This window comes from Thiorhodococcus fuscus, from assembly GCF_042682685.1.
GTDB lineage: Bacteria > Pseudomonadota > Gammaproteobacteria > Chromatiales > Chromatiaceae > Imhoffiella > Imhoffiella fuscus.
The window spans coordinates 240,238-256,532 of sequence record NZ_JBHUHX010000007.1 but is presented as its reverse complement, the minus strand read 5'-3'; the positions used below and the strand labels follow the sequence as shown (position 1 = coordinate 256,532).

The 16,295-nt window shown below is 63.7% G+C and carries 11 protein-coding genes; 5 read left to right on the top strand and 6 right to left on the bottom strand.

The genetic code is table 11. The annotated features are described in order from the left end of the window. Positions 1 to 138 precede the first annotated feature (138 nt). Entirely contained in the window at positions 139 to 951 is an 813-nt protein-coding gene (locus tag ACFSJC_RS04250; protein ID WP_386023691.1) for a hypothetical protein, read from the top strand. 334 nt (positions 952 to 1,285) lie between these two features. Here ACFSJC_RS04250 and ACFSJC_RS04245 read toward each other — a convergent pair whose 3' ends face one another. Then, a complete protein-coding gene (locus ACFSJC_RS04245; protein WP_386023688.1) occupies positions 1,286 to 2,197 on the bottom strand; it encodes a hypothetical protein in 912 nt (303 codons plus the stop codon). A gap of 478 nt (positions 2,198 to 2,675) precedes the next feature. Between ACFSJC_RS04245 and ACFSJC_RS04240 the strand changes: the two genes are divergently transcribed. Further along, positions 2,676 to 3,140: a hypothetical protein gene (locus tag ACFSJC_RS04240; protein WP_386023685.1), complete on the top strand. Its 465-nt coding sequence runs from the start codon at positions 2,676 to 2,678 to the stop codon at positions 3,138 to 3,140. 61 nt (positions 3,141 to 3,201) lie between these two features. Here the strand turns inward: ACFSJC_RS04240 and ACFSJC_RS04235 are convergent, their stop codons facing one another. Continuing rightward, the gene (locus tag ACFSJC_RS04235) at positions 3,202 to 4,317 is read right to left on the bottom strand and encodes an NADH:flavin oxidoreductase/NADH oxidase (RefSeq protein ID WP_386023683.1); all 1,116 of its coding nucleotides are present in this window, start codon (positions 4,315 to 4,317) and stop codon (positions 3,202 to 3,204) included. A 393-nt stretch (positions 4,318 to 4,710) separates the two neighbouring features. On the opposite strand from ACFSJC_RS04235, the gene ACFSJC_RS04230 reads away from it, so the two are divergent. The 3 genes from ACFSJC_RS04230 (at position 4,711) to ACFSJC_RS04220 (ending at position 7,069) form a co-directional block, all read left to right on the top strand. Continuing rightward, positions 4,711 to 5,643, top strand: a complete 933-nt coding sequence (locus tag ACFSJC_RS04230) for an Hpt domain-containing protein (RefSeq protein WP_386023681.1) — start codon at positions 4,711 to 4,713, stop codon at positions 5,641 to 5,643. Between the two features lie 275 nt (positions 5,644 to 5,918). Further along, a complete protein-coding gene (locus tag ACFSJC_RS04225) occupies positions 5,919 to 6,251 on the top strand; it encodes a 4a-hydroxytetrahydrobiopterin dehydratase (RefSeq protein WP_386023678.1) in 333 nt (110 codons plus the stop codon). A 71-nt stretch (positions 6,252 to 6,322) separates the two neighbouring features. Next, positions 6,323 to 7,069, top strand: coding sequence for an aminodeoxychorismate lyase (locus ACFSJC_RS04220; protein ID WP_386023675.1), 747 nt, complete (start codon positions 6,323 to 6,325; stop codon positions 7,067 to 7,069). A gap of 39 nt (positions 7,070 to 7,108) precedes the next feature. On the opposite strand, the gene ACFSJC_RS04215 is transcribed toward ACFSJC_RS04220, so the two are convergent. The 4 genes from ACFSJC_RS04215 to ACFSJC_RS04200 all read right to left on the bottom strand — a co-directional run. Beyond that, on the bottom strand, positions 7,109 to 10,036 hold the full coding sequence (locus ACFSJC_RS04215) for a PAS domain S-box protein (RefSeq protein ID WP_386023672.1): 2,928 nt from the start codon (positions 10,034 to 10,036) through the stop codon (positions 7,109 to 7,111). Positions 10,037 to 10,276: 240 nt separating this feature from the next. Next, positions 10,277 to 11,545 carry a TIGR02679 family protein gene (locus ACFSJC_RS04210; RefSeq protein WP_386023669.1) on the bottom strand — a complete coding sequence of 423 codons (1,269 nt, stop codon included), beginning with the start codon at positions 11,543 to 11,545 and terminating at the stop codon, positions 10,277 to 10,279. Next, positions 11,520 to 15,680, bottom strand: a complete 4,161-nt coding sequence (locus ACFSJC_RS04205) for a TIGR02680 family protein (protein ID WP_386023666.1) — start codon at positions 15,678 to 15,680, stop codon at positions 11,520 to 11,522. The genes ACFSJC_RS04210 and ACFSJC_RS04205 overlap by 26 nt, the downstream gene beginning before the upstream one ends. Before the next feature lie 383 nt (positions 15,681 to 16,063). Next, positions 16,064 to 16,295, bottom strand: a 232-nt coding sequence (locus ACFSJC_RS04200; RefSeq protein ID WP_386023664.1) for a hypothetical protein, incomplete at its 5' end; no start/stop codon positions are given.

Genomic DNA, 16,295 nt, shown 5'->3' with positions numbered 1-16,295 from the left:
GGACGCCTTGATAAGCGATTGAGGCGCGAAAATCCGGGCGGAAACGCCCGAAAACTGGGGTAATATTGGGTTATCAGGGTCGAATGGTTCAGATAATCATAGTTAGCCATTTGATCCCACTCCCGGAGCATTTTTGATATGACCATGTATTCCATTGGTGCAGCAGAAGTTAATGAGCGTAGACAAAGTGACTTTGCAGAGTTCGTTTCTATTGTTAAGGGCCGTTCGATAATCAGCGCCGCAGATTGGGGCAACGAGCGTATTGAGCTTGGATTAAGTGGTGGAGCGATGATTCGATTTTTTGGATCACCGATCAATCATTCGGAAGTTAACTTAATCCAAACGATCAACCCTGGCGAACTGCCTCCAATACTCATATCGCTTGGTGACATGCCTCAACGAGTTCCGCTGGCAACAGTGGAGAAGAAGCTGCGTGGTCTTCGAACACTCTATGCAATTTTCTTTCTTTACCACACTGACAGGCTCGAAGAACTCATCCATTTCGTGGAAGAAAACCCCGATAGAGATATTGAGCAAAGCCTTCTGTCGGAAGAAGATGCACTGCATATCGAGTCGATTTCTTATGGCTCGTGGGTCTTAGCCGTTTGGGCCAAAACAAAGGCTTCTTACAAGGCAGTATCGTCCGTCGCGGGTCTGGCGTTTGATCGTGGAAGGGAAGCTTATCTGGCGAAAATGGAGGCTGATACACGCCTTGCCCACGCCAAAGCACGACGCGAAGAAATTGCAGCAAGCAAAGATGAATTTCAGCTCAAGAAAAGCCAGCTTGACTACATGTTGAAGGTTTCCGGTCAAGTGAAATCGCCAGAGCTTCGAGCGAATCTTGAAGCAATTATGATCGATGCAACTCGCAGTCTTACTACCGGTGATCCCGACGATTCATCCAGCTACAAACGGCTTTCGAATTCAACGCCACCTCGCTCCAAGCCGTAAATGGCTAATCGGGTCGCCGGGGGGTCTCCCCCGGCTCCCACAGCACCCCGCATGCGGGTCCGCACGGGGCGCGTCCTCCGGATTGGAAAGGACAACCATAGAATGACCGCCTTCAACGCTGGTTACGCGACGCACCGCCACGAACGTTTCAGCCGGTCGGGTGCGCGGAAAAAAGGGGACGGATTTGTTTGCTGCTCAGTCCGAACTGCATCAGACGCGCGATCATCTCGATGAGAAAGGCAGGGCTAACTCGTTTGAATATTCTGCTTTCGAGTGATTGACGGATGCTCGCGCCATTCGAGTCTGCCCTCGTTCTCTCGCCCTTCCCGTCCGTCTAATTCCCCAACAAGATGCCATTGTTGGCACTGCCACTCTGCAAAATATCCTCCGAATAGGTGTAGTCGAGCTTGAAGATGATCGCTGGGGCATAGCCGGCCGCTTTGTCCAGTGTCAGGGTTCCCCAACCGCCGGTATCTTCGACATTTTGCAGGGTCGAAGCGCTCATGACGTCGGCAAAATCGATCGCCCCTGTGCAGGTAATGTCGGATGCCATGTTAGCGCTGTTCTGATTGTGAATCGTGAATTTCAGATGGCTTGAGTATTGACTGGAAGCCCCTGTCATGTCGGAGCCGACCGGTGTGACGAAGAACTTCGTCGTCCATTGGTTCGAGGCCGAGGGCTGGAATGTAAAAGGCACCGATTGATCCGTGCTGATGACACCGCCAGACTTACTGAAGTCCGGCTTTTCATCCGCCTTGGTATCGTTGAACGCCTGGTAACCCCAGGCCGATCCACTTTGGATCTCCATCACAGTGGCCTGCCCCATCAGGGTATTGGCTCCCTCCTTGGACGCGGTCTTTGTGTCCTTGTCGTAGTGATTGACCAGCAAATAGCCACGAACCGCTCGCGTCATAGATGGCAAACTGAACCGACCTTCGTAACTATCGGGATCGTTGTTCAAAGGAGAGCCATCCCCGAGCGTTCCGGAAACGTCGAAGGTCACGATATCACCTGGGTAGGTACTTCTGATGAATTCGTATTCCTGACATTCGTCGCTGTTGGCAGCGGACTTGTAAAAATACCGGTATCTCAGGTAACCGTACGTGCTGGCCATATTGGTGATACTGATCAGGGTGACTACGCTGTCCGGATTCGAAACCACGAACGGAAAAAGAAGATGATCCGCCTGGCCGAACGGACTCACGATCATTCCTGTCGTCAACGCCAAAACCTGGATTTTTTTCATCGGTTTCAAAACTCCCCTCAATCAAATCGTCGAGCCTCGATCATCGCTTGATCCAAGGCCGAGCGCCGTGGACGCTGATCGTCCTGGGCAAGGCGTGGCAGGATCCCGAGCATGCGCACCCCGAGTGGCAAGACGGAGGTTAGCGGGGGTGCGATATGCGGTCAACGCACAAGAACAGCCCTGCCAACCAAGGATGGGGCCTAGCTCGTTTTCGGCCCAAGCTCTTTCTATCGAGACGACCCCGTATCCACATTGGCCCTACACGTCATCGCAGGTGCAATCCGAGACCTGTTTGCCGTTTGATCTGAGCCATACGAACTCAGTCCGCTTCGCGCCGGGAGGATGTCGGACCCCAGCGACGATCGGCGGACCAGCGATCCTTCCAACAGGCTCGCTCAACATCATGACGCCGACCGCAACAATGGCATAAACTCTGCATTAAAAATTGTGGCACTGACCGTTATAGAGGAATGATTCGATGAAAGTTGATTCAGGAAACAGCCACCTATACGCCAACCAGCGCACACAGACTCAAACCGCCAAGACGCATGACGGCGCATCGTTCTCGGCCGCGCTGACCACCGCCACATCGAGCACGAAAGAGACCGACGCAACCCATGCTGCGCAAACGAACTTCACCACGATGACACGTCAGGAACTGCGCGATTGGGTCAATGAGAAAACCCGCAGCGGGGACATCTCGCTCGATGACAGTTTCACGTTCTTCGCAATGACACTAAAGATTCCGGCGGGCAGCACCGATGGCCGAGAGCTGGACGTCGCGAGTGATAACCAGAGATTCGATTTCATGCAAAAGGCTCGCGATGGAATCAAGGGTGCGGTATCGCGCAACGATGAGACGACCTTAAAGATGCTGGAATCGGCCCTATCGATCATGCAGCGCCAGCAGGGTCGCACCAAGGATATCGATATCAGCGCTTAAAAAACAAAAGGCCAGTTTTTCGGCCTTTGAGACAAGACCTGCCCCCGCCATCCCCCACAGATCAGCCTGAGGATGGCGTCGCGAACAGGTCGCGATAACGCCGGGGCTGGGAGCGCAGATACTGGGCGGGGGCCGAGACCGTTGCGCCGAGGTGGGCGGCGGCGTGCCAGGGCCAGCGCGGATCGTAGAGGATGGTCCGTCCCAAGGCGATCATGTCGGCGTCGCCCGTACCGACGATCCCCTCGGCCTGATCGTAATCGGTGATCAGGCCGACAGCGACAACAGGGATGCCGACGTTCGCCTTGACCGCGCGGGCGAGCGGAACCTGATAGCCGGGGCCGACCGGAATGGCCTGGTTCGGATGCAGACCGCCACTGGACACATGGATGACGCTGCATCCGCGCGCCTCCAGCGCCTGAGCGAATGCGATCGTCTGCTCGCCGTCCCAGCCGCCCTCGACCCAATCGGTGCCGGATACCCGCACGGAGACCGGCCGATCGGCGGGAAAAGCATCCCGCACGGCATCGAACACCTCAAGCGGGAAGCGCATGCGGTTTTCGAGACAACCGCCGAATTCATCCTCACGCCGATTGGACAGCGGGGAGAGGAACTGATGGAGCAGATAGCCGTGGGCGGCATGGACCTGAATGGCATCGATCCCGAGTCGCGCGGCGCGGCGGGCCGCTGCGGCAAAGGCGTCACGCACCGCAATCATCGCCTGGCGGTCGAGCGCGACCGGTGCCCTGTCGCTGGTGCCGAAAGGGACGGCGGAGGGGGCGACGGTCTGCCAGCCATTGACGTGCTCGGGCGGGAGCTGCGCCCCACCCTGCCAAGGCAGATCGGTCGATGCCTTGCGCCCGGCGTGTGCGAGCTGGATGGCGATGGGCATGTCCGACCACTTGCGAACGGCCGACAAGGTCGCGGCCATCGCGGCCTCGGTAGCATCGTCCCAGAGCCCGACATCCCCGTAAGAGATGCGGCCCTCCGGCACCACGGCGGTCGCCTCGATCGTCAGCAAGGCCGCACCCGAGAGCGCGAGCTGGCCGAGATGGATCAGGTGCCAGTCGCTCATGCAGCCATCGGTCGCGGAATACTGGCACATAGGGGCGATCACGATGCGATTGGCGAGCCTGAGCGAGCCGATCGTCAAGGGTTCGAAGAGTTTCGGTGTCTGCATTTCGATCAACCTGCGAGTCGATGAAAGATCGGGGTCGGATCCAGCCTTATAGCATCCAAGCAGGGCCTCAAGAATCGTGGAATTCCATCGGACCGCCGATTCTGCAACGCTGTTCTCGTACTAACCCGTCCGTGGCCTGAACCTCAAATTGGCATTCGGAATAAGCGATCCAGCTCACAACCCTGGGAAAAATCAGGAAGGAATGGGTGACAACAGCGAAATCGCGTTCGAGAATCGGGCGACGAAAACGCATAGCGAAACAGGCGGAGTCGCGGTCCGATCGCAGTGTCTCCGTCCCATCGAGCACCCGCATCCGATTTCGCGCCCGCCCAAACTGGGCAGGGCGCCAGGAGCGTGCCGACACCGGTTTGGATTCCATGAGGGACGCAAGGCATGTCGACAATGACCCTAGACGCGGACGACCAGGAAATCATCGAGATCTTCGCCGAAGAGGCCGAAGAGGTCCTGCAAGAGATCGATCAGAACCTAAAAGTCCTGAAGAACGACCGGCAAGACCGGAATGCACTCGGAGAAATCCGTCGCGGCTTCCATACACTCAAGGGCAGCGGCCGCATGGCCAAGGCCATGGATCTGGGCGAACTCGCCTGGAAGATGGAAAACATGTTGAACCGCGCGCTGGAGGGCAAGGTCGCGATTGGCGAGCCCATGGTGACCTTGCTGGCACGCTGCCATGGCGCCATGCCAAAGCTTGTCGATGACTTCAAGCGCCACCGGCCGTCCGACATGAACGCGGAGATGCACGCCATGATGGCGCAGGCCGACGCGATCGCGAACGGTGAAACTCAATCCGTGGCAGCCAGACGCCCGTCCGCCGCGCCATCGGGCGGCGGCGCCGACATTCAGGCCAGGCTCGACGAGCTGCAACGCATGGTCGAGCAAGCGGCCCGGCGTTCCGACGAGGCGCTCCATCGCGCCGAGATGGGCCTACAGCAATCGCGCAAGCTCGCCAACCAGCTGGATACGATTGGTGCGGAGCTTCAAGGGCAGCCGGCCGGCATCGACCTCAAACCGCTCTTCGAGCGCGTCAACACGCTGACACGGGATATGCGCGAGCTGCGTGAGCTTTCGCGAGGCGCCCAACCGACTTCAGGGACGCCGGATACGCGAGAACTGCAGCACCTCATCGACCAGCGTATCCGCGAGCGGACACACGGCAAAGACCGATCGCGCCAGGAGCTGGATGAGAGATTGGATGCCGTGCTCCAAGCCGCGCTGTCGGCGCGTCGCCTCGGCGTATGGGCTCTGACGATCGGCATTCTATTGATGCTCGCGGCCGGCGGAACAGCGGCCTACTTCTTCCTCTGACGTCTGACGGCATCAAGCCACCATGCATCGCACAGGCGAGCACGGGCGGCCACTGATGCAGCGAACCGCAAGGGGCGGCCTCGGCCGCCCCTTGCGGTGTCGCGACCGAGCGCTACCCCAGACCCGAGAGTGACGCAGGCCGAAGCGGTCTTAACGGCGGCCGGTCTGGAATCATGGTCGAGGCGTCCCAATCCAGTGTTGTAGGCGGATCAGACTGCCCAATCAGTACGAATGGGCTCGATTCATCCACGCTCGATGTTCAGGGGAGAAACGATATGAGCCAACTGATCCAAGAAACCTGCGAGGCATGCCGCGCCGACGCGCCCAAGGTGTCGGACGAGGAACTGGCGACCCTCATCAAGGACATTCCGGATTGGTCCATTGAAGTTCGCGACGGCGTCATGCAGCTCGAAAAGCGGTTCGAGTTTCCGGACTTCGCGCAGGCCCTGGCCTTTACCAACCGGGTCGGCGAGATCGCAGAAGCCGAAGGCCATCACCCCAAGCTGGTGACGGAATGGGGACAGGTCATCGTCACTTGGTGGTCGCATAAGATTCGCGGTCTACACCGCAATGATTTCATCATGGCCGCCAAGACGGACCAGCTCTGAGCGGCGCCGCTCGCGGTGAGTCGCTCAAGCGTCGCCAGGAATGTTCTCCAAGGCTGTACGGAGCCAGTCGGATGAGGCACATCAGCTTCAGCTTCTTTCGCTATCGCGTCAGTCATGTCCCCAGCGCCTTCGTGCTGATGGGTTTTCAGCGACTGTTCAAGGGCGAAGAGGCTGCGTCTGGAAATCTGAAGCTGATGGGCTGCGGCGGTGACGGCGGCTTCTCGATCCTTCCCGACCTCAAGACCTATTGCCTGGTCTGCTTGTTGGACGATCCGACTCGGATGGATGCGATTCGAAATACCCGCCTGTATCGGTGGGTCAGCAACCCTGCGGTGGAACGGCTGCATTTCCAGCTCACTCCACTGAGCGGACATGGCACCTGGGACGGTCGCGAGGTCTTCGATTACGCGGGCAAGCAGGATCCAGAGCGTCCCTTCGTCGTTCTGACCCGGGCACGGGTGAGGGCATCGCGTATCCGGGACTTCTGGCGCGCCGTGCCGCGCGTGCGAACGGATCTGCGGGAGCACCCGGAGTGTGGCTATGCGCAGGGGATCGGCGAATACCCGTTGCTGTCTCTGGCGACCTTCAGCGTCTGGGGAAACCTCGATCAGATGCGCTCGTTCGCCTACCGCGACTCGCCCCACCATGAGACCCTCCAAGCCGCGCGGCGTGACCAGTGGCTGTCGGAATCGCTCTTCGCGCGCCTGGCGCTGGAGCGAGTCGACGGCGATGTCGAGCGCTACCCGAAGCTGGAGCGACTGCTCCAGGAGCAGGATCGTCGCCCGAGACCTGCGGAACCTCTTGGTGCCTGTCGATAACCGGCCGGTCTCGTTCGGCGTGCCGGCCTCCCCCTGCCGCTATTCGGATCGAACCTGGCGTGGTTGAGAGAGCCAGCGCTGAAGGATGGCCATCAGCCGCTCCGGCTCGATCGGCTTGACGATAAAATCGCTCATGCCCGCCTCCAAGCATTCCGCACGGTCTTCGGCGAAGGCGTTCGCCGTCAGGGCGATGATGGGCACCTCGGCAGCCTGTGGCAGTCGACGGATCTGCCGAGTGGCCTCCAGCCCATCCATGACCGGCATCTGCATGTCCATCAAGATCAGGTCATAGCGATTCAGCCGCGCGAGCTCCAGCGCCTCGGCGCCATTTTCGGCCGTATCGACGATCACATTCAGGTCGGTGACGAGTCCCAGCGTGACCTCTCGATTGATCGGCTCGTCCTCGACGAGCAAAAGGCGACACCCCGCACAGCTTGTCATCGCATCGACCTGGAGCGCCCGATCGGGAGCCGTCTCGGTGTCGGTTGGCGCTAAATCGCCCCGCCGCAAGCACGCAGTCAACCAAAAGGTGCTGCCGACGCCCAGGGTACTCTCGACTCCAGCCTCGCCTCCCATCAAGCGCGCCAGCCGCTTCGTCAGAGCAAGGCCGAGTCCCGTGCCCCCGTAGCGTCGAGTGATCGACTGATCCGCCTGCTCAAAGTCGCTGAACAGCCGAGACAGTTGTTCGGCAGCGATGCCGATTCCGGTGTCCTCGACCTCGAAGCGCAGCATGAAGCTGTCGGCAAGCTCCGCTTCCAGACGCACCCGCAGCGTAATGGAGCCACTCTCGGTGAACTTGATGGCATTCGCCGCATAGTTGAGCAACGCCTGCTGGATCCGCACGGGATCCCCGATGAGACGGGTCGGCAAACGCGGGATCTGAACGCGAAGCATCAGATGCTTGGTCTCGATCCGGTCCGACAGAATCGACACGATATTGCGCATGATCGCCGGGATCTGAACCTCGGACTCATCCAGGAGCAGCTTGCCGGACTCGATCTTGGCCAGATCGAGGATCGCGTTGATGATGCCGAGCAGATGGCGTCCGGCGACCTCGATCTTGTCGAGCTGCTCGCACTGCCGCTCGGTCAAGCCAGTCTGACGCAGCAGATGGCTGAGCCCCAGAATGGCGTTCATCGGAGTGCGGATCTCGTGGCTCATGTTGGCGAGAAACGCAGACTTGGCCCGAGTGGCCGCCTCGGCCCGTTCACAAGCCTCTTCGAGCGCGTGCGTCCGAGCCTTGACCAACTCTTCGAGGTGACTGCGGTGACGCTCCAGCTCATCGGTCAGGCGCCGCTTCTCTGTAATGTCCTCCTTGACCCCCACATAGTGCGTCATCTCCCCGCTCGCCGCGCGGAGCGGCGCAATCGCGGCGAGCTCGTAATAGATCTCGCCGTTCTTGCGCCGATTGATGAACTCGCCGTGCCACATCCGACCTTGACCCAATGCCTCCCACAGCTCTTGATAGGTCTCACGGGGGGTAAGACCGGATTGCAGCAGGCGCGGGTTCTGATCCAGTACATCGCTCAATGCATAGCCGGTCGTTTGCTCGAAGGCGGCATTCACATAGGCGATGCACCCCTCCACATCGGTGATCACGACCGCCACTGGACTTTGTTCCAGGGCAAGGGCCAGCATCCGCAGGCGCGCCTGCGCGCGGCGACGCTGGACCGTGGTCCAGATCAGATTGGAGATCAGTTGGACGGTCTCGATATCCGTCTCCGTATAGTCGCTCGGCTTGTTGCCGACCCCCGTGATCATGACCACGGAGCCCTGCTCGATCACCGGAACGGAGATCATTCTCGTGAGCTCCGCGTGCCCGGACGGCAGGCCGTGCTTGTCCGGGGCGGACGCATAGTCGTTGAAGATGACGGGAGCGCGCGTGCGCAGCGCATCGGCCCAGAGACCTGCTTGGGCCACGGGATAATGACTCTCATAGACCGCCGTACAGTAGTCCTCCAAAGTCCGGCGTGACCAGGTGATCAGTTCGATGGTGGCACTGTCGTCGTTGACGAAGTGAATGAAGGCAATGCGACTTCCGGTCAGATCCTCTGCCATCTCCTGCCCGGCCTGCATGAAGGCCTTCTCATCGAGCGTGTCGGCCAGGATGGGCAAGGCGCGCAACGCCTCGGCGCGGCGGGCCAGAAACGCGAGCTGCTCGACGGACTGCTTACGCTCGGTGATGTCCTCGAAGACGGTCCCGAAGTGCTCCGGCTCCGGCGAGAAGACGCTGATTCGAAAATGCCGGCCCAACGGCTTGAAGTACCGCTCGAAGATCTGTCCCTGCCCCGTCCGCGCAACCTGCGCGTAGCGTTCGAGAAAGGGCGCAGAACCTGTACCGTAGGCGACCGAGGCCAGCCGACCGACGACCGCCTCCCGCGTGAGGCCGGTCTGACGTTCAAAGGTGGGATTGACGTCGAGAATGAGGTAGTCCTGCGGACGACCGGCGGCGTCATAGACCAGCCGATGCAAGGCCATGCCTTCCGACATCGCCGTAAAGGCCGCCTGAAAGCGCGCTTCCGAGGCGGCTTCCTGCTGCTGCGCCTCCTTCTGGGCGGAAATGTCTTCGAAGAAGACGCCGACGCATTCAATCGCACCGCTCGCAGGATCGCGAATCGGAACCACGCTGACGTTGACCCAGACGTGTGCCGCACGCTGGGGATTGAGCACCCCCATGACGATGGGACCCACCAGCTCGCCGGTGCGCAATGCAACCATCACCGGATGCTCATCATCGGGGAAGGGTGAGCCATCCTCGCGGATGGCTTGCCAACGTGCGTCGGCCGCGTGGATACCACGCATCTGCTCAAGGGACAGGCCGAGAATCCGCTCGGCCGCAGGATTGGCAGCCGTGATCTCGCCGAGGACATTCTGAAAGACGACACCCAACGGTACGCTATCGAGCACCAGATCGGTGCGCGGATAACACGGCCGTTTACACCGACCGTCAAAGAAACCAGTACTCATGAAGCCTCATCCGAAGTTTGGGGCAAAGCACCAACTCCGGTGCGACTTAGGCAAGCACCCACTCCGGTGCGATTTAGGGATGAAAAGTTTACGCGAATAGATTAGGGCATGGCTGTAGGCGCACATTGTTCGTACTTCGGGCAACTGAGGTGCGAATACATTCGCACCTGCGACAATCGGGAAACTGTTGCTGGACGATTCTTTGCGTCGAGACCCTTGGGCGGGGATCAGGCCGCTCTTTCATCCATGTGAACCGCCGCTGTCGACGCGTAAATCCAGATCGGCTATCAGGACTTGGACCACCCGCTCCTCCTCGATGACCTGTCCGCGCTCCTGCATCGCCCGGCCAAGCTCCGGATCCCAGTCGGCGGCGACCACCTCCTCGGTCAAGGGCTTGCCCGAATCCTCCGCCTCCAGATAATCCGCCGCGCCCATGCGCCAGGGGATCGCGCCGTGACGGCCGATGATGCCGTTGGCGATGCGGATGCCGGGCCAATCGAAATCGCCGTGGTATCTGAGCCGGATCCCGGCTGCGGCGAGCTGATTCAGCAGCGTGACGACCGCCGCGCTGGGCTGCCCCCGGGTGCAGATCAATGGGGCACAGTCCGCACCCAAGGCGTTGGCGGCTTCGGCGACGACGGCCGGGTTCTCGCAGATGGAGACGGGCGTCGCGCACGGTGCCCAGACCGGCGGGTCTCTCAGCAGCTGTCTCAGGGTGAGATAGATGGGCTCGCCGCTGTCGGCGGCGGCATCGACGATGGACGCGGTCGCGCCACCGGTCTCGACGCGCAGATTCAGGGCCAGGACGCTGCTGGTGATACCGCCGCCGACCAGGACGCCGGCGGAGGCCCAGAGCGCGTCGCTGGAATCCGACTGCTCGTCGGCATTCAGGGCGCGTCTGACCAGGGTGGCCACGGGCCGGCCCTCGTCGAGGCCATGGGCGTCGCCGAGACATTCGGCCGCCAGCGCGCTCAGGGTCTTGCCCCGCTGAGGGAGACATTGGAGCACGCCCAGGGCTTGACTCAGGAGCCTCTCAGCCAGAACAGGATCCTGACCCGCGAGCCGCTTCAACAGACCCTCGCGCTCCAAGGCCGCCAGCCATGCGCCCGCCCCCAGTCGTTCCACTTCCGCGCTCTGGCTATCGAAGACCCGCCGCCAGGCCCGCTCTCGCTCCTCACGCTCCAGGCTCGGATTGCGCAAGGGGCCGCCGAGGCTTTCGAAGGCCGAGCGTAGATTTGGGGCCAAAGCGGCACGCCTCAGGGTGTCTTCCAGCTGCCCCAAGGACAAAACGAGGCGCGCGCCCGTACTGGGTCTCCGCCCCAGCAGCTCGTCCAGCGCCCGGCGCTCCTGCTCGGTCGGATCGGCGATGGAGACCCGCTCCGCACCGCCGCGCTCCAGCCCGCTCCGGACGGCCCGCAGGACGCGTTCGAGCTCCGGGCGATCCAGAAGGGACCGGAGCCGCGGTAGATCGACCCCGGAAGGGTCAGAACAGGCTTTGCTGCGGGTCATGCTCGTCGCCTTCCGCGAGTACCGTCTCCTCGGCGACCGGCGCCTCCATCGGCGGCGGCTCCTCGGGACGGCGCTGGGATCCGTCCCAGGTCCAGCGGGAGAGATAGACCGCGTCGATGCCTTCGTGACGCACCAGCTGGGCGATGGCCAGACCTGGGACCTCCGCGTAGCAGCCCCATTCGCGCTCGCTGGTGAGCATGAAATCCAGGTCGAACTGGGCCATGAGCCCCAGACACTTGGCGCGCGAGTCGTCGTCGATGCCGGCGAAGGCCTCGTCGAGCATCACCAGGCGCGGGGCCTCGGGGGCGGCGCTGCCGTAGTGGCTGGAGGCGGCGGCGAACAGGGGCAATGTGACCACCAGGGCGCGCTCGCCGCCGGAGGCGGGTCCGTAGGCGGGACGCCAGCGTCCGCCCTGCCAGCGCTCGACGGTGAAGCGGTGCCAGCGGCGATAGTCCAGTGCATGGGCCAGATGCTGGATCAGGGTGCCGCCGTCGTCGGACTGGCGGACCTCGTCGATGCGCCGCTGCAGGAACTCGCCCACCGCGCTGCGATCGTCATTGGACCAAGCGGCGACGGTCTGGCGCAGCAGGCGCTTGCGGGCCTCGGCGAGACCGGCCGGCGCCGCGCCGGATTCCTCGTCCAGGGGCACCCAGGCCAGGCGCAGCTTCATGCCGGTGCTGGTGGGACGATTCTCCAGCTCCTGGTTGATGCGCTCCACCATGCGTTCTCCGTCGCCGATGAGCTGCTGCAGATGGGTGGCCACGTCGCTCATCAGATGGGCCTCGAGCAGCTCGCGCTCCTTGGCGTCGAGCAGGGCCTTGCGCTCGGCGACCTCGGCATCCAGGCTCTCGGCCAGCGCGTCCGGTCCGCAGGGACGGGACTGGAAGATGACGCGCACCAGCAGCAGCTCGCCGTCCTGCTCGATATGGGCCGAATGGTTGTAGCGCGAGAGGGTCTGCTGCAGGGGCTGGAAGCGGTCGTAGAGCCCCTGCTGCTGACGGCGCCAGGCGATGTCGTCGTGGTCCACCGCGCTCAGGCTCTGCTCCATCTGCCGAGCCAGACGCACCGCCGGATCCACCGGCCAGGGGGTGTCACGCTCAGGGGCCTCCAGCCCAGGGGTGGCGATGCGCAGCAGACCGACCCGGGTAAAGCCGGCCAGGACGTCGATGGCCTCGCGGCGTTCCCGGTCGCGCTCCTGGAGGCTGGCGGTGAGCGCGGTGTGGCGCTCGACGAGACGGCTGGCCTCCGAGATGGCCTCGGCGTGCTTGACGCGATTAACCTTGTGCTGCTCCTCGAGGTCGCGGATGTGCTCCTCGGTCTCGCGGATGCGCCGCTGCAGCTGCTCGACGCTGTCCCCGAGGGTCTCGCGCAATGTGTGCCAGATCTCCTCGGCCTCGCGCTGCTCGCGCTTGGCCCGATCCAGCTCGTCCTCCTGCTCGGCGCGGCGCTCGGCCAGCTCGGCGACCTGCTCCGCCAGTTCGCGGACCCTCTGCAGTCGGTCCCAATGATGGCGCAGGCTGGGCCAGAAGCCCGCCGCCAGATGCTCGTACCGGGTCAGGGCCTCGCCGATCCCGTCGAGACCCGCCGCATCCGCGGGCAGGTCCAGGTCGAGCGCGGTCGTGTCGCGGGCCTCCCGACAGCGCTCGGTGGCGGTCCGGCTCCGCCCCAGGATGCCGCTCAGATGCGCGACCTCCTCCCGGCTCTTGACCAGACGCTCGCGCAGGTCGTCGTGACGCTGATGGGCCGACCGCACCCCCTGATCGCTCGGAAGGCCATGCCATTCGCGCTCCAGGCTCGCCAGCCGCTCGGCCAGCCGCTCGATCTCCTCGTCCAGCGTCTGGATCTGTCCCTGCAGCTCTTCCAGAGTCTCGGCGATCTCCTGCAGACGCCGCCGCCGGGCCGCCTCGCGCGCCGCATGACCGATATAGGCCGGCTCGGGCTTGCCCCAGACGCCGGATGCGGGGCCGAGACACCAGCGTCCTGCCCCGTCGACCCAGGCCGGATGCCCCTGCTCGCCCCAACCGATGCCGGCCAGGATGCCGGCCACCGTCTCCGGCGCAACCCGGCTCGCGGCGGCGTCGCTGGGATCGATGGCGATCGCGAGGACCTCGCCCAGACTCCGGGGTGCGAGCGCGATCGGCCCGAGCAACCGGTCCCAGGTCGTGCCGTCCCAGAGGGTTCCGTCGGGCATGACCCAGGCATCCAGCAGACCGCTCGACTCCAGGGCGGCCTCGAGCCCCGCCCGCTCGCCGGCCGTCAGGGCATCGGCGAAATCCACCAGCTGCCACAGAGGGGCACCCTCCCGGTCCAGGCGCGCCCCCGGATCCCGGGTATAGGGGACCGGCGGCTCGGCCAGTTCGCCCTGCTCGATCCGGCCCCGCTCCTCTTCGAGCGCGGCGACGGCGGCCCCGGCCTCGGCGCGGGCACGCACGGCCGCCTCCCTGGCGCTGCGCAGGGCGTCCCGCGCGGCGTCGTAGCTTCGCAGCAGGGCGCGAACCGCCGGATCGTCGCCGGACAGTGACGCGCACCAGTCCCCGAGCTCGGCGAGCAGGGACTCCGAATCGTCCAGCCGCAGCTCGCGATGGGTCTCCAGGGCGTGACGCAGGGCCGAAACCAGCGCCGCGCCTTCCTGCTCGACGGCCTCGGCCGCCTGGGCGCGGTCCTGATCCAGACGCTCCATGGCCTCGATGGCCTGCTCGCGACGCTCCCGGTCGTGGGTCTCCTGCCGCTCGGCCTCTTCCAGCGCCCGGATGAGACCACGGAGCCGGGCGATGGCCTCCTTGCGGCGGCGAACCTCGGCCTGAACGGCCTCGGCGGCCCTGCCGATGGCGGGATCCGAGCCGGATCGCGGATCCGGACCGCCGTCGGGCAGCCCCAATGGGTCGAGCGCGGCCTCATGGGCACGGGCGATGCCGGCGATGCGCGCCGGCTCCAACCAGACGTCCAGCTCGCGCACCCGCTTCTCGCTCTCCTCGGCGCAGGTCTGCCGGTCCTCGGCCAGACGCGCCTCCTGACGATTGGCGTCGGCGACCAGGCGCTCCAGCTTGTCCTGCAGGGTCTGACAGAATCGGCGACGTTCGGCAGCGCGGGACGCGGCCTCCTCGAGCCGGTTGGCGTCGCGCATCTCGGGGCTGTCGCGCAACGTCTGCAGCTGGGTCCGGCCCTGCCCGAGCTTGCGGTCGAGGAACTCCTGGCGCGTTTCCTCGTGGCGCCTGGCCGCCTCGGCCTCGGTCAGGGCCTGGGCGGTCTCGCGCAGCTCGCCGCCGATCCGCTCCCAGACGCTCTGGGCCTGACGCACCGCCTGCGCCCGGCGCCGGGCCGCCACGGCACAGTAGCCGCGGTAATGCTGGAGGAACTCGCCCACCGAGGCGCGGGCCTCGTTGAGCCCGTCCAGGGTGTTGCGCTCCTCCTCGAGGTTGCGGAAGGCGTCCGCCACGTCGTTGAGCACGGCCTGATCCAGGGGCGGCAGCGCCTCGGTCAGGGCCGAGGACAGGGCCCTCTCGTCCGGACGCTTGGAGAGCTGGGGCTGGCGCAGCTGGATCAGCAGATTGAGCAATGCCTCGAAGCGCTGCGGACCGAGCCGGAAGAGCCGCTCGTCGACCCGGGCGCGGTACTGGGCGGAGCTGGTGTGCAGCTCGCCCCGATCGCCCAGCGCCTCGAGCAGCCGGTCCCGGGACAGGGCACGGCCGTTGCCGTCCACCAGCCTCAGATCGCGGCGCACGCGCTGGGGCGTGATGAAGAACCAGCGCTCCGGCGCACCGCGCCCGGCGACGGCGCGCATGCCGCAGCCCAGGGTGCAGAATTCGGGCGTGCCATCATTGTCCCGGCCGAATTCCATCCAGACGTAGCCCAGACGCTCCTGATATTGACCGCCGAGCAGCAGGTTCCACTCCATGCGCTTGCCGGGATCGCCGTCCGGCTCGACGCGCGAGGGGATCAGCTGGCCGTCCAGCAGGAAGGGCAGCGTCATGGCCAGGATCTTGGACTTGCCGGTCCCGTTGTTGCCGCGCAGCAGCAGGTTGCCGTCCCGAAGCCAGATCTCCTCGTCGTCGTAGTAGAAGAGGTCGACCAGGCCCAGTCGCAGAGGCTGCCAGCGGGGGCGTAGGGGCAAGGGGGCGTCGTGGATCTCGGTCATCGATTGGGGGAGCCTTTGAACCGCAAAGGCGCGAAGGGTACGAAGGGATTCAATCTGTTGCCTGCAAGGGGTCGCAAAGCGGACATGATAGAGGGGTTCACCGGCCTCGAACAGCAGGTCGAGCGGTCGGGGCCGGCGGTTGCCATCCCAGCCCGATCTCCGCCGCGATCACCGCCAGACGCTTGTCCCGCGTCCATAGAACCGCGTCGCCCGCCAGAGCGGTCGATTGTGTATCGGCCTTGCCGTGCAAGGCCACGAAACGCAAGCAGCCTGGCCCGCTATCAGGTGCTCCACTGGAGTACAATCACCTCCGATTCATCCTCGACGCACCAGGCAGTTCGCACTGGTCTTGAACAACGTCCAGTTCCGCGATGGAGAGCCAGTCACCGATCAGTCAGGCCGCGTCGCTGCCTGAAGACCGAACGCCCGATGTGGCAGTCACTCTGGCCATCACCGACCGAGTCCAGCGGACTGTCCACTGTGACGATCTCGTCTCCCGCCCTCCCCCTGCCGACTCGATCATCGGCGCACATCCTCGCCGGCAGCAGACGAGCGAAGCGCCGATCGACCGCGTTTCCCGTCCAGGCCAAGGATGGCCCGGCGTTTTCAGGCGCC

Coding starts and splice junctions, on each gene's coding strand:
- ACFSJC_RS04250 (WP_386023691.1), top strand. CDS start 139: ATGACCATGTATTCCATTGGTGCAGCAGAAGTTAATGAGCGTAGACAA.
- ACFSJC_RS04245 (WP_386023688.1), bottom strand. CDS start 2,197: ATGAAAAAAATCCAGGTTTTGGCGTTGACGACAGGAATGATCGTGAGT.
- ACFSJC_RS04240 (WP_386023685.1), top strand. CDS start 2,676: ATGAAAGTTGATTCAGGAAACAGCCACCTATACGCCAACCAGCGCACA.
- ACFSJC_RS04235 (WP_386023683.1), bottom strand. CDS start 4,317: ATGCAGACACCGAAACTCTTCGAACCCTTGACGATCGGCTCGCTCAGG.
- ACFSJC_RS04230 (WP_386023681.1), top strand. CDS start 4,711: ATGTCGACAATGACCCTAGACGCGGACGACCAGGAAATCATCGAGATC.
- ACFSJC_RS04225 (WP_386023678.1), top strand. CDS start 5,919: ATGAGCCAACTGATCCAAGAAACCTGCGAGGCATGCCGCGCCGACGCG.
- ACFSJC_RS04220 (WP_386023675.1), top strand. CDS start 6,323: ATGAGGCACATCAGCTTCAGCTTCTTTCGCTATCGCGTCAGTCATGTC.
- ACFSJC_RS04215 (WP_386023672.1), bottom strand. CDS start 10,036: ATGAGTACTGGTTTCTTTGACGGTCGGTGTAAACGGCCGTGTTATCCG.
- ACFSJC_RS04210 (WP_386023669.1), bottom strand. CDS start 11,545: ATGACCCGCAGCAAAGCCTGTTCTGACCCTTCCGGGGTCGATCTACCG.
- ACFSJC_RS04205 (WP_386023666.1), bottom strand. CDS start 15,680: ATGACCGAGATCCACGACGCCCCCTTGCCCCTACGCCCCCGCTGGCAG.